The 13963-nt window shown below is 36.7% G+C and carries 9 protein-coding genes; 3 read left to right on the top strand and 6 right to left on the bottom strand.

Annotated features, from left to right (window positions below):
• Positions 1-3: 3 nt before the first annotated feature.
• On the bottom strand, positions 4-693 hold the full coding sequence (locus A8143_RS15360; RefSeq protein WP_066759821.1) for a hypothetical protein: 690 nt from the start codon (positions 691-693) through the stop codon (positions 4-6).
• 247 nt (positions 694-940) lie between these two features.
• On the opposite strand from A8143_RS15360, the gene gcvP reads away from it, so the two are divergent.
• Complete coding sequence (gene gcvP, locus A8143_RS15355) at positions 941-3814, top strand: aminomethyl-transferring glycine dehydrogenase (protein ID WP_066759819.1); 2874 nt, start codon at positions 941-943, stop codon at positions 3812-3814.
• Between the two features lie 94 nt (positions 3815-3908).
• On the opposite strand, the gene A8143_RS15350 is transcribed toward gcvP, so the two are convergent.
• The 3 genes from A8143_RS15350 to A8143_RS15340 form a co-directional block, all read right to left on the bottom strand.
• The gene (locus tag A8143_RS15350; protein WP_066759812.1) at positions 3909-4223 is read right to left on the bottom strand and encodes a DUF4296 domain-containing protein; all 315 of its coding nucleotides are present in this window, start codon (positions 4221-4223) and stop codon (positions 3909-3911) included.
• A 37-nt stretch (positions 4224-4260) separates the two neighbouring features.
• Entirely contained in the window at positions 4261-5595 is a 1335-nt protein-coding gene (locus tag A8143_RS15345; RefSeq protein WP_066759806.1) for a dihydroorotase, read from the bottom strand.
• A gap of 71 nt (positions 5596-5666) precedes the next feature.
• Positions 5667-6377: a polyprenol monophosphomannose synthase gene (locus A8143_RS15340; RefSeq protein ID WP_083261415.1), complete on the bottom strand. Its 711-nt coding sequence runs from the start codon at positions 6375-6377 to the stop codon at positions 5667-5669.
• Positions 6378-6571: 194 nt separating this feature from the next.
• Between A8143_RS15340 and A8143_RS15335 the strand changes: the two genes are divergently transcribed.
• Both A8143_RS15335 and A8143_RS15330 read left to right on the top strand, forming a co-directional pair.
• On the top strand, positions 6572-7909 hold the full coding sequence (locus tag A8143_RS15335) for an LVIVD repeat-containing protein (protein ID WP_139134390.1): 1338 nt from the start codon (positions 6572-6574) through the stop codon (positions 7907-7909).
• Between the two features lie 98 nt (positions 7910-8007).
• Positions 8008-8973, top strand: coding sequence for an OmpA family protein (locus A8143_RS15330; protein ID WP_066759803.1), 966 nt, complete (start codon positions 8008-8010; stop codon positions 8971-8973).
• Positions 8974-9126: 153 nt separating this feature from the next.
• On the opposite strand, the gene A8143_RS15325 is transcribed toward A8143_RS15330, so the two are convergent.
• Positions 9127-11112 (bottom strand): fibronectin type III domain-containing protein, encoded by a 1986-nt coding sequence (locus A8143_RS15325; RefSeq protein ID WP_066759802.1) that lies wholly within the window; start codon positions 11110-11112, stop codon positions 9127-9129.
• Positions 11112-13955, bottom strand: a complete 2844-nt coding sequence (locus A8143_RS15320) for a hypothetical protein (protein WP_066759801.1) — start codon at positions 13953-13955, stop codon at positions 11112-11114. Before A8143_RS15320 ends, A8143_RS15325 begins: the two co-directional genes overlap by 1 nt.
• Positions 13956-13963: the final 8 nt, after the last annotated feature.

Genomic DNA, 13963 nt, shown 5'->3' with positions numbered 1-13963 from the left:
TCGTTACGGTTTAAAAACGGCGTAAGTTACCATGCCTGCAGCAATACCTAACACACTACCTTTAAGTGCACCCAACATTCTTTTTTGTTTTGCGATACGATGAAAACCGCGATAATAATCAACATCATTTAGTAGGTGTTTTTGAATCATGTCCTTTTCTTTTACCTTAAAGCTTGGAAAAGACCAACCTACAGAGAGTATTACCGGAGCAAGCACTGGGAATAGACTGGGTTTAGATTTAAAAAAGCCACCAGATGTATGAGGACCGATGTATGCCTCATTATCGATTGATTTTTGTAGTAAATAAGTGTCCCAAATACTCGCTGTTAAGCCCAATGCAAAACTCGACCAAAAAACGAAATGTGGTTTAAAGTTTTGTCTGGCATCATAGCTTCCTAAACTGACATGCTTTGCTTCTTTTACAGTGAGGAAATTGTTGAATTCATCATTCTGTTGATAGACCACTGTTTCCATTCCGCCTTGTGTGTATGAAAAAACACGGTATTTTTCGATTTTAGTATCGTATACGCGCCCCTTTTTATCAAGCTCTTTCAGGTTGATAAAGTCGACGTCTGCACCTTTTATTTCACCGCGAATCACTTTACCATTGAGTAAAATCAACGAATCTTGCTCTTGTGAATAGGCATTGAATACTAAAACAGTAAAAAGAAAAGTGGTTAAAAAAACTTTCATGAGGACAAATATTGATTTTATTCAAATTTAGTCTAAAGTTCTGAATTTATCTCTAAGGTTAGTAATACTGTTTAAATCCCATGAGTGAATTTATTAACAAGGATGCGCATTTTTGTGAGCAATATAGTAGACGACATGCTAAATAAATTATCCCTTGCATTATCAACCTAAAATTAAAACAAAATCAATCCGATATGGTTATATTTGTACCGCCTTTTTTGGGCTTTATTTTTAAAACTAGAAACACATGATATTTCAAGACAGACATGTTGGTCCTAATGCTTCTGAGAAAAAAGAAATGTTAGCGGCTATTGGAGTTAATTCTATTGATGAATTGGTAGAAAAAACAGTTCCAAATCAAATTCGTTTAAAGGCGCCATTGGATTTAAAACCGGCAATGTCTGAGAATGAATATTTGGCACACATGAAATCAAAAGGTGCTGAAAATAAGGTTTTCACAAATTTTATTGGTCAAGGTTATTATGGGACAATTGTACCAAGTGTTAACCTTCGAAATATTTTTGAGAATCCAGGATGGTATACTGCTTATACTCCCTATCAGGCTGAAATTGCTCAAGGGCGTTTAGAGGCTTTATTGAATTTCCAAACAATGGTGGCTGATTTAACCAAAATGGATTTAGCCAATGCATCTTTATTGGATGAAGGAACTGCGGCAGCAGAGGCAATGATTATGTTTTACAACCTCAGGTCGCGAGATCAGAAGAAAGCGGATGTAAATAAGTTTTTCTTGTCTAAAAATGCGTATGCGCAAACCATTGATGTTGTTTTAGGCCGTGCCGAAGGAATGGGGATTGAAGTCGTTTTGGATGACCCTTCAAATTTTACAGCAAGTGCTGATTATTTTGGAGCAATTGTTCAATACCCAGACGCCAATGGTAAGGTGAAAGATTTGTCTGGTTTTATTGAATCAGCTCATGCTATGGATATAAAGGTAGGTGTTGCAGCAGATATCATGTCACTTGTTGTTCTTCAAGCACCAGGTGAGTGGGGTGCTGATGCCGTTTTCGGTAATACGCAACGATTTGGTGTACCCATGGGTTATGGAGGACCACACGCTGCTTATTTCGCAACTCGCGAAGAGTATAAACGTCAAATTCCAGGTCGAATTATTGGAATTTCAGTTGATGCGGATGGTAATCAAGCATTGAGAATGGCATTGCAAACGAGAGAGCAACACATTAAGCGTGATAAAGCGACATCTAATATTTGTACAGCACAAGCGTTGTTGGCGATTATGGCAAGTATGTATGCCGTTTATCATGGTCCAAAACATTTGAAAAAAATTGCAATTGATATGCACTTGAAAGCGGTGCATATTGAAGGTAAATTAAAAGAATTAGGTTATGCTTCATTGAATGATTCGTATTTTGATACGCTACACATTCAAATGCCAGATGGGGTATCCACTACCAAAATCCGTTCGGTAGCGGAAAGTAAAGGAGTTAATCTGCGCTATATCGATGAAAAAGAATTGACAATTTCAATTGATGAAACAATTGACGAGGCAGCATTATCAAATTTAGTGGCGATATTTGCTGAGGTAAGTGGTAAAGAGGCCAAGCAAATTACTTCGGAATGGCAGAAAGAAAAATGTCCTTTAGCGGCAAATCTTCATCGCTCAGATAAAATATTAGATTTTCCTGTTTTCCAATCGTATCACTCTGAAACAAAAATGATGCGCTATATTAAAGGACTTGAAAACAAAGATGTTTCCTTAGTTCATTCTATGATTTCTTTAGGATCTTGTACGATGAAACTAAATGCAGCTTCTGAGTTGATTCCGTTGTCTTGGCCAGAATTTGCCAATATTCACCCGCACGCTCCTCAAGCTCAAACTGCAGGTTATGATGCAATTTTATCGGAGTTAGCATCTGACCTTTGTGAGATAACTGGTTTTGCAGGCATGTCCATGCAGCCAAATTCTGGTGCTCAAGGTGAATATGCTGGCTTAATGGTTATTCGCGCCTATCACGAAGCAAATGGAGATCACCAAAGAAATATTTGTTTGATTCCTTCATCCGCACATGGAACAAATCCTGCTTCTGCTGTAATGGCAGGAATGAAGGTGGTGGTTACCAAATGCGACGAGAATGGAAATATTGATGTAGAGGATTTACGCGCTAAAGCCGAAAAGCATAAAGAAAATTTATCTGCTTTAATGGTTACCTACCCATCAACACATGGTGTTTACGAAGAATCGATTATCGAAATAACTTCAATAATCCATGAAAATGGTGGACAGGTTTATATGGACGGAGCAAATATGAATGCCCAAGTTGGATTAACTAATCCAGGTAATATTGGTGCAGATGTTTGTCACTTGAATTTACATAAAACCTTTGCCATTCCTCATGGAGGTGGTGGACCAGGTATGGGACCAATTGGTGTGGCAGCGCATCTTGTTCCGTTTTTACCGGGTAACCCAAATGCAAATCCTGCTGATGCTGCTAAAGAAATTAAATCGATTTCAGCGGCAAAGTATGGAAGTGCACTTGTGTCATTAATCTCTTACGGTTATATTAAAATGCTCGGTGCTGAAGGGTTGAAAGACGCAACAGAAACAGCGATTTTAAACGCTAATTATTTACGTGTAAAATTATCAGATCATTATCCAATTCTTTACACAGGACAAAATGGAACTGTTGCCCACGAAATGATTGCAGATTGCCGCGAATTTAAGAAAACTGCCGGAGTAGAAGTAGCTGACATCGCAAAACGTTTAATCGATTACGGATTCCATGCCCCTACAGTATCTTTTCCGGTGGCTGGAACGTTAATGATTGAGCCAACTGAAAGTGAAGATAAAGCGGAATTGGATCGTTTTGTAGAAGCGATGATCGCTATCCGAAAAGAAATCGAGAATATTGAAACATTAGGATTAGATCAATCGAATAATTTATTGCACAACGCTCCGCATACAGCTGCTTGTTTGATAGCGGATAATTGGGATTATCCTTATTCTAGACAAGAAGCCGCTTACCCTGCATCGTATTTGCAATCATCCAAATACTTTGCTCCGGTTAGAAGAGTCGATAATGCCTATGGAGACAGAAATTTAGTTTGTAGCTGTCTGCCAATTGATGCTTATGTAGAAGCTTAATTATTAAACTTATTCTCTAAAAAGGCTGCCCCTTAAGGCAGCCTTTTTTGTTGACTAAAAATAAAGTGCAAATTAAATTGTTTTAGTGATAGAATTATTGGCCTCCGTCTATTTGGTAATTGATAGAGTCCAATGCAGCTTCATAAATTAAATAAAGGGTGTCCGGATTTCCAGCGTAATAGTTAAAAGCTGAATCGAACTGAACCTTACTAATCTGATGCGATTCAAAAATGGATTGAGAAGAAGAATCGAGGGCATCTCTATATAGTTCCTGTCGTTTAAAAGTACGTTGAAAGTGCGATTCCAACACTTGTAAATCAATCAGTACCGAAATCACCTTTTCTTTGGGAAGAATGGTTGCTGGTTTTTCCTCTGTTTTATTGGCGGAACATCCAACCAATAAACCCATTAATGCTATGTAGGCAATTTTATAAATGAAGTTAAATTTAGTTTGAAAACGTCATTCTTTGACCAATGTTGCCTTCAATGACTTGATTATTTTGATAAACAATTTGACCGTTTACAAATGTGGTATCAATGCGGTGTTTAAATTGATGTCCTTCAAATGGAGACCATCCGCACTTGGCTAAAATATTCGACTTATTAACGGTTAAGCCTTCTTTTTCATCAACAATAATCAAATCGGCAAAATAACCTTCACGAATGAATCCTCTTTCCTCCACATTGAAACAAATTGCCGGCGAATGACTCATTTTTTCAACGGCTTTCTCGAGACTAATTTTGCCTTTAGAGGCTTGCTCTAGGATTGCGAGAACTGCATGTTGAACCAGTGGGCCACCCGATGGAGCATTAAAATAATTATTCGATTTTTCCGCTATGGTATGTGGGGCGTGGTCGGTTGCTAAAATGTCTATTCTATCGTCGTTTACAGCCCGCCAAATTTCATCTTGATCTGCTTGCGTTTTTACAGCAGGGTTCCACTTTATAAATGTCCCTTTTTCATCATAATCCTTGTCAGAAAACCATAGGTGGTGAACACAAGCTTCAGCAGTGATTCTTTTCTCTGACAATGGAATATCATTTCTGAATAAATGGGTTTCCTTTCCTGTTGAAATGTGCAATATATGGAGTCTCGTATCGTATTTTTTCGCCAATTCAACCGCCATTGAAGAAGAAAGGTAACAAGCTTCTTCACTTCTAATTTCAGGATGATATTTTACCGGCATATCCTCACCATATTTCTCTTGGTAAGTAGCTAAGTTTTTTCTTACGGTTGCTTCATCTTCACAATGCGTGGCAATAAGCATTGGGCATTGTGAAAAAATTCCGGTTAAGGTTTTTTCATTATCAACTAACATATTTCCAGTTGAAGATCCCATAAATACTTTTACACCACATACATTTTTAGGGTCGGTTTTTAACACCTCTTCAATATTATCATTTGAAGCACCCATAAAAAATGAATAATTGGCAATTGAATTCTTTGCGGCAATATCATATTTGTCTTGAAGCAGTTCTTGCGTTAATGCATTAGGCTTTGTATTTGGCATCTCCATAAATGAAGTAATACCTCCCGCAACTGCAGCACGTGATTCAGAATAAATATTTCCCTTGTGCGTAAGACCTGGCTCTCTAAAATGCACTTGATCGTCAATCATACCAGGAAGCAATAATTTTCCAGCAAGATCAATAACCTCTGCGGTTGAATCACTAATTGCTGTCGCAATCTTACTAATGCGTTCTCCGTCAATTAGTAGGTCTGCCTCAATTGTTTTTCCTTCGTTAACTATGCGTGCGTTTTTTAGTAGATATTTCCCCATTTTTGCAATTTTTCAAGCAAATTTAAGGATTATAAATCCGTAAGAAGAAGAAGTTGAAATGAAAATGTGAATTAGAGTTTCAATCCTCGCATTTTCCAAACACCAAAAATTGCTTCTTTGAAGATACCTGTACTCATTTTTGACGTTCCAAACTCTCGATCAATAAATGTAATGGGAACTTCAACAACTTTGAAACCGTGTTTTAATGCCGCATATTTCATGCAAATTTGAAATGCATAGCCCTTGAATGTAACAGCATCAAAATTTATTTTTTCCAAAACACTGCGATGATAACATTTGAACCCTGCAGTAGTGTCTTTGATTTTAATCCATAAAATTGTGCGAACGTACCATGAAGCAAAATAGGAAAGTAATAACCGTTTTTTATCCCAGTTTGCCACTTTTCCTCCCTTGACATAACGCGAACCAATGGCGAGATCCGCCCCTTTTTTGCAAGCGGCCAAAAGTCGTTCTAAGTCATCTGGATTGTGTGAAAAATCTGCATCCATTTCTATGAAATACTCATAGTCACGCGCCAATCCCCAATTAAAACCATGTAAATATGCAGTGCCTAAACCTAATTTTCCAGCGCGCTCTTCAATATGTAATCTTTCAGGAAATTCTTGCTGAAGCTCCTTTACAATAGCTGCTGTTCCGTCAGGCGATCCGTCGTCAACAATTAAGAGATGAAATTTTTCCTCTAACGAGAATACCTTGCGAATCATCTTTTCAATGTTCTCCTTCTCGTTGTAGGTTGGTATGATTACTAGGTTCTTCAAAATTTCTTACAGGTTTGCTAAGATAAGTTATTTTTATTAATCGTTTATTAGGGGACTAATTTAGTAGTTTTTTAACGAATATGTGAATGCAATTTAACGGCAATTCATTCGTTAATATTTTCTAAAACTCAAGGAATTTGGATAAACGGTATGTTTCCATATTAAAAAAGGCCTTAATTTTGCAAGAAATAAAAATTTTGAAGTATTTAACCCTCTTTCTTTTTATGCTTCATTTTAATGGAGTTTTCGCTCAGGATCAACGAAATGTAACGCTATTGGATCACTGGACGGACAAGACCTTACCTATGGGGTCTGAGGATGCCATATATAATGATGTATGGGGGTTTTATCAAAACGGTAGACAGTATTGTGTTATTGGTTCTAATATGGGAACCCATTTTTTTGAGATTGTAAAAAACCAATTGGTGGAATTGCATTTTGAACCCGGCGCCTTTCAAAGCCCTTATGTCGTACATCGCGATTATAAAATCTATAAAAACTTTTTATACGGCGTATGTGATGAAGGAACCAGCAGCTTGCAAATTTTTGACTTGAGTTATTTGCCTGATTCGGTCCATAAAGTGTATGACGAACCTCATTTTTTTCAAATCTGTCACAATATTTATATCGATACCTTGCAAGCAAAATTATACGCCTGTGGAGCAAATAATACGGGCATGCAAATTCTAAATATTGCCAACCCAACACTGCCTGTACTTGATTATACTTTTACGGAGAAAACATACGTACACGATGCTTATGTGAGAAATGATACGGCTTATTTAAATTGTGCGTTTGACGGTTTACATGTTTATGATTTTAGCGATGATACCCCTAAACAATTAGGAATTTTAGATTTTTATCCGGCACAGGGATACAATCACAGTGGATGGCTTTCGCCTGATGGAAGAACCTATGCTTTTATTGATGAAACAAAAGGAACTCGTATAAAAATTTGCCGTTGGACCGGTGATTTAAGCACCATTTCAATTGTTGGCTATTGCACGTCGAAAGGTTATCAAGATTATGTGCCACACAATATCATACTTTTGGATAACCTCGCTTTTGTATCCTACTATAATTTGGGCTTAAGAATTTACGATATTTCCCGCGGGCCTTTCAAAGAAATTGGACATTACGATACGTTTGAACAAGAAACCAAGTATCGCTTGAACGGTGCATGGGGGGTTTATGTTTTCCCCGAAAAAGATCAAATCCTTATCTCTGATCGACAAAATGGGTTATACTTATTTTCATTTCCTATTGAAACCCTCAATTCGGCGAACCAAAAAACCTATGTTTCTTCTACGCCTTTCATCAATGAAAAAAGTATTTTAGTACCACGAACGCATTTAGGGGATAAAGATTTATCCTTCTCTGTCACCACAATTGACGGAAAAATTATCTACGACCAAGCCAATTATAAAAACTTTGTAAACATCCCACTTGACCTTGCTGCAGGCACTTATATTTATGTCATTTTAGACGAATTTAACGACCTTCTAGAGTCGGGGAAATTTGTAAAAGCCAATTAATTTTGGAAATCAAAAGTTTACTGTTCATAACTCCAAATTGACCCCTTTAAATTAAGGCGGTATTTTAAGCATCTTTGTAAGTATTGAAATTTGCATAAATGAAGCAGCTAGTAATATTCATAGTTTTGGGAGGTTTGTTAGGTTGTGTACCCATTAAAAAGTACAAAGACCTGGAGGCAAAATATGCACAATGTCAAGAAGAACAAGCATCCTATAAATCGCGAGCAATTGATTTTGAAAATCAGTTAAAGGAATTAAATGTCCAAACTGAAGTCATGCGCAAAGGCTTTGAAACCTTACAAGCCGATACCGCTCGGTTAGGAGATGAATACCGTCAACTGGCCGTTGACCTTTATAAAACCAAAGAACTCAATAAAGTTTTAGAAGATAAATATGCCAAATTGCTCAAATCAGGTTCGGCCTCTAATGCCTCACTTTTGCAAGATTTAGAAGCAACCCGAATTGAATTACAAGCCAAAGAAGACCGGTTAAACAAATTGGAAAAAGAGCTCAACACCCGCGAGCGCGCCTTGTCACAAAAAGAAGCACGCATTAAAGAATTAGAAAGCATGCTCCGCAATAAAGACGAAGCCTCAAAATTATTGAAAGAAAAAATTGCCTCTGCTTTACGCGGATTTACGGATAAAGGAATTTCTGTTGAAGAACGCGATGGGAAAATTTATGTAAGCATGGAAGCCCAATTATTGTTTCCTTCTGGAAGCACAGCAGTTAATCCACAAGGTAAAAAAGCCATCATAGATTTAGCCGCGGTATTAGAAGCTCAAGAAGACATTGATATTTTAGTTGAAGGGCATACCGATAGCGACGCCTTGCGCAGTGCTGTGCATCCAAAAGACAATTGGGAACTCAGCGTATTGCGTGCAACATCTGTGGTAAAAATAATGCTGGGCAATAGCGAAATGAATCCCCTGCACATATCGGCTTCCGGACGATCAGAATACCAACCTGTTGATCCGCACGATAAAGCCAAAAACAGAAGAATTGAAATTATTATCACACCAGATTTAAGCGAATTGTTCGAATTGATTTCAAATGACGAATAGTATTTATTGAATAAGGGCTTTAAATACCGTTAATCAATTCCGAACATCTCTGCCCTAGGGCAAAACAACAACAAACCAAAATGACTCCGCGAGTCGCAACCCTCTCAGCTACCAAGGAGAGGGTTTTTTTATGGAACAATTACAACTCCCTCCCTAATACTGCACTACCACCCCCTCGCTTAAAACCGACGAATGACCCGACTGATACTTGATTTGAATTTTGTAGGTATAGGTGTTGTTGGGTGATAATTGATTATCGATGTACATGTCTGTGGGGTTAAAGATTGTTGTATGGAGCTTAAGTTCGCTTTCATTTTTAGCACGATAAATATTTATAGAATAAATGGATTCTCTTTCATCTAATTTCCAGCTCAATTCAATTGTTTTATCGACTCGATTGGCAATACCGCTTAGTCCTTTAACACTTTTTCTAACACCGTTTTCAAAAGTAAGTTTTAAAGTGTTTGAAGTTGATGTATTCTTGGACTTGTCAGAAGCATAGAGCATATAAGTATAAGTTTTTCCATTTATTGCAGTAGTATCGATAAAAGTAGAATCTTGATTTTGCACCATTAATAATGTATCGATTCTATTTTTATTTGACCTGAGTAAACCTTGTTCATTGATATCCGAACTTAATGAATTAGACCATTTTAAAAATATACCATTTGTCTGGATTTTATATGACTTGAATACGGGTGGGACAGGAGAAATAGTATCAGGTTTTAGCAAAAGAACAGGCTCACTTATTGGAGAGTTATTGTGGTTTTGGTCTACAGACCGAATACTATAATAGATGTTAGAACTTAAATTGTCTAGTCTTAAGGTATCTATATAAAATGGATTTTCAGCTAGTCTAGTTGTCACTTCTTTATACTCTTCTTCTAAACTGTTTTGCCGATAAAGTCGGTAGCCTTTAATATCGTCATCTGATGGAGGATTCCAATTTAGCTTAACGAAACCGCTATCAGTAATAAAACCATTCAATTCTGTTGGAACACCTGGAGGTTCTTGGTCATAAGAAAAATGATAGGCAGCAAAAGAAAATACAGTGTCTTCATCTACTGAAAGAGCACCGACTTTAAAGTATTGTCGATCACCAGTTTTTACATCAGAAGTGTATTCAAATTGATAATTCCAATTGGTCGTTTTAAATTCATCAATTAATTCAAACCCTTTGTCAACGTCGCTTGAACGAAATAGAAGAAATGATTTTATTTCATCGTTATTTAGACTGATGTATTCTCCTTGTATAATTCTTTTATATTCTGCTCGATAAATGGTGTCAATTTTGCAAATACCTGATAATCGTTTTTGGATATAAACTTCAGCTATATTAGAAACAGACCCTAGCTCTCCAAAATGATTGATGGGTTGTATCTGATAATAATATGTTCCTCCTTCAACTACAGCGGTATCGACATAATCAACTATTCTTTTATTCGGTTCATATTCAGATGTCAAATAATAAACTGGAGTTCTATTTAAACGACTAAAATTGATTTTATCAGTGGATTTTAGTATCCAATAAGCGCTGTAGTCATTTATTTGACTAATTGCTTCCCAACTTAAATAGGCCTCTTTCAAATCGATTCGAGAGATACCTGTTAGGTTCGAACAAGGAGGGTTGCTGTCTTTTTTTTTGGGATTGACTACAATTTGATCTTGAACTTTATTTATTCCATTAATTCTCAACTCATAAGTTAATTCGGTTTTAATTATAGTTGTGTCCTCAGCATAAAGGCCACATAAATTGGCAAGTTCTTTATTGCTACCAGCGGCCAAAACTAGGCCAAAAAAAGGCAAGGATTTCTGTAAATTATTTTCAAAACTATTTTTGGAATATTCAGTTAAAAAGTCCAACATTAGCAAGATACTGCTGTCTTTGGATGAAGCATAAAGGTGTTTTCGATTTTGGAATGGAGGAATATCGATAATTTTTTTAGTTCCTGTTTTGTTTTCAATTCTCGTAATTTGATAACCATTGTTTAAACCTTGAATAAACAAGTCAGGATTTGTACTTGCCCATCTTAATTGAATGAGATCTTTTTTGACAAAAGATTTAAGTATAATATCATTGCCTTGAGTTAAGGATAAGGTACTTGAAAGTAATATGGATAGAAAAAAAATAATCTTCATTAGTCTAAAATTGTGCAATTATCACCAACTTCGAATTCGAAAGTTTCATTAACGGTAAGCATTCCTAATACTCTAGCGCTTACATTGATTCCGCCGTATACATAAGTTGGTTTTGGTAGTTTTCCTTGCAGTAACATGGCCATTGAAGCATCGATAAAAGGAAAATCAAAATCTTTACCACTTAAGGTACCAGTTACTCCTACACTTAAACCGCCGTAGGCGTATAATTGTCCATTTAGGTACCAATAATTTGCTCCAAAACCGTCACCAGATTCGGAACAATAGGCGGATGGTGAATATTTATAGAGGGTCATATCAAAGCCAGCTCCTAAGTAACCTGCACCATAAATTGAAAATTTTTTAAACCCAATAGATTCGTCAAATCCGATGTGTAAATTCATTCCAGTTGCGATGCCATTACCTGAAGCTATGGATTCAGTGTCCCTTCCGTCACTAACTGCACCTAGTTCTTCCGACACTTGAGGAGGCGGAGGAGGCATTGGAGGTAAATTTTGGCCAAACATAAAATAGGCGCTTGCAGTCGCAAAATTATATAAGTTAGCAGAGCATCTGTTATCAGGATGACCTAAATGCGTGTACCAGAGGTCTGGACTTATGTAGATTTGAGACCATATATTTGCGGTGAATGCTTGTTTAAAACTAGCTTCTAAATCGAATCGTGCATCAAATATTTTATTCACATTATCAAATGACATAGCGACTAATCCACGAGCATAACTCGTTGCGCTTTCTCTGTTTGAACGACTTGTGAGCATATAGGCTGAACCAGCAAAAAGTATATCGCGTAGGCCCCCGTGTTCATTGAATTCGAGTGCGAGCATCAACTCTCCATTAAGCAATGTTTCGGGAGTCATTTTATAACCAACTCCTGCTCTCAAACCAAAACCTACGCTTTGGTTAGGAACATAAGCTGTAGACATGGTTTCTGAAGTACTGCCTATCTCACTAGCGTCAGCTAGTATATCCTCAGTTGAAAGCGTGTTTTCCACGTGATAAGAAATACCACCAGATAATTGATCAATCGCAATATTTCCAACAACAGGAATTGAAACAGGTACAGTAGCATCAATAGCCCAATATTTATAGGAAGGCATTTTCCCAAACATACCAAACATGGTTGTTTTTGGAAGAAAAGTTCCAACTTCAAGCGCAAGTCTTCCTGAAAATCCATCTCCATAAATAGGATCATCCTCTCTAAAGTCAACAAACCCTTCTAAACTGAAAGAACTTACACTTACATCAATATCTATACGATGCATGCTAAATCGGTCAAATTCCCATTGTAGTTTATCCGATATTGGATTTCGTTCGACTTCTGAAAGAAAACTGAATTTGCCCGAAACGGAGATATTATTGGGATTATCCGATTTACCAAAGTTTAGGCTCATTTGTGTTTGAATAGTTGGTTTATCATCCATACTTCCTAAACCTATATGGTCAATGGAAATGGGAAATAAGGCGGCTTGTCCACTGCTGCTCGGATTGAGTGAAAAAATACCTGAACTAATATATGGGGATGTGGTATGGAGATTTACATTTTGGAATTCAACTCCAGAAAACTTAGCTTTATCATGTTTAACCTTCCATTTTCCGTTTAAATTTATTGACGGTTTGAATTTTTTTTCTTCAATACTCATTCCAATTGTGGTAGTGGGATATAACGTTAATTCAGAAAAGAAACTAGGAGCGTTGATAGGTCGTGAAGGATTTAGCGTAAATAAATAATTTGCGTCATTACGATTATTCCCTTTTGAAATGATTGCGCCATACTGTATTGCTTGATTGTCAAAAAAAGGAACTTCAATCTTACCACTCATTTCACCAGAATTTAGGTTGTTTGTTACAAGTCCAATTTCAATTAAATCTACGGATAATCCCCAGTTGCCATCTGTTTTCCCCGCGCCTATAGAAAGTACATTTGTTGCGCCAAAAAGTCCGGTCACTCCGGCATCATCAATAAACATATTTTGCGCATAGATTTTTGAACGCTCTCCTTCTGAACTAATTTTTTCAGGTAATTTTATGGTGAAGTTTTTTAAATAAAATCCTCTCCATAGTGAAATATTTTCTGGATATAATGAATGATAGACTTCAGGCATAGGAGCGCTTGGAGGGTTGATATAATCACTTAGATCTACAAACGCAGAAGATACATTTACTTCGAAATCATTTAAACCCTTGATTTTAAATGGAGAAAAGTCTACAACGGTCATCATGTTATTCAAATCCGCTACATTAACTTCAAATGAAGCTTCAACTTTTTCTCGATAATCAGCAGGTATAATTAATTCTTCATCAAAAGTAAAGTTGCCTTTTAAATTGACTGACTGAAATCCATTGCAATTCCAATTAACGTAGTTACTGCCATCTCCCCTTAACTCCATTGTGATGTGTGGTCCTATTCTAATTTGGTGAGTACTGACCAACATTAGTCTGGCTTGATCGCCGCCAAGTACTCCTTTGGGGTTGAATTTAATGTTCTTGGCAGCAAAAGCAATTTTTTTATCAGATTGTGGAAACTCTATGGCCATATAAGCTGAAAAATATGCTGCATCATTCAGCCAATAAGCACTATCAATTGCAATTATATATTTATTTCCACCTATTTCTTTGACCAATCCTATCGGTAAATTAGGACTACTTTCTGGATTAAATTCACCGACTTGTTTATCCGGATCTTCAACGGCCGAAGTTATAGCGATAACCTTTTGGTAAGTGGTGTTTCCTAGCGTATCTAACTGGGAATGAGTAAAAAAAATCGGCATAAAAAATTGCAGAACGAAAAATTTTACCAATATTTGTGTATTGATTAACCCTTTCATAAGTATTT

It is taken from the genome of Crocinitomix algicola, from assembly GCF_001661595.2.
Lineage (GTDB): Bacteria > Bacteroidota > Bacteroidia > Flavobacteriales_D > Crocinitomicaceae > Crocinitomix > Crocinitomix algicola.
Note: the sequence above shows the minus strand (reverse complement) of the source record. Positions and strands in the feature narration are given on the sequence as shown.

Bases quoted from the DNA above. Each gene is read 5' to 3' on its own strand.
- A8143_RS15345 (WP_066759806.1), bottom strand. From the start codon at position 5,595: ATGGGGAAATATCTACTAAAAAACGCACGCATAGTTAACGAAGGAAAA.
- gcvP (WP_066759819.1), top strand. From the start codon at position 941: ATGATATTTCAAGACAGACATGTTGGTCCTAATGCTTCTGAGAAAAAA.
- A8143_RS15325 (WP_066759802.1), bottom strand. From the start codon at position 11,112: ATGAAGATTATTTTTTTTCTATCCATATTACTTTCAAGTACCTTATCC.
- A8143_RS15350 (WP_066759812.1), bottom strand. From the start codon at position 4,223: ATGGGTTTATTGGTTGGATGTTCCGCCAATAAAACAGAGGAAAAACCA.
- A8143_RS15360 (WP_066759821.1), bottom strand. From the start codon at position 693: ATGAAAGTTTTTTTAACCACTTTTCTTTTTACTGTTTTAGTATTCAAT.
- A8143_RS15320 (WP_066759801.1), bottom strand. From the start codon at position 13,955: ATGAAAGGGTTAATCAATACACAAATATTGGTAAAATTTTTCGTTCTG.
- A8143_RS15330 (WP_066759803.1), top strand. From the start codon at position 8,008: ATGAAGCAGCTAGTAATATTCATAGTTTTGGGAGGTTTGTTAGGTTGT.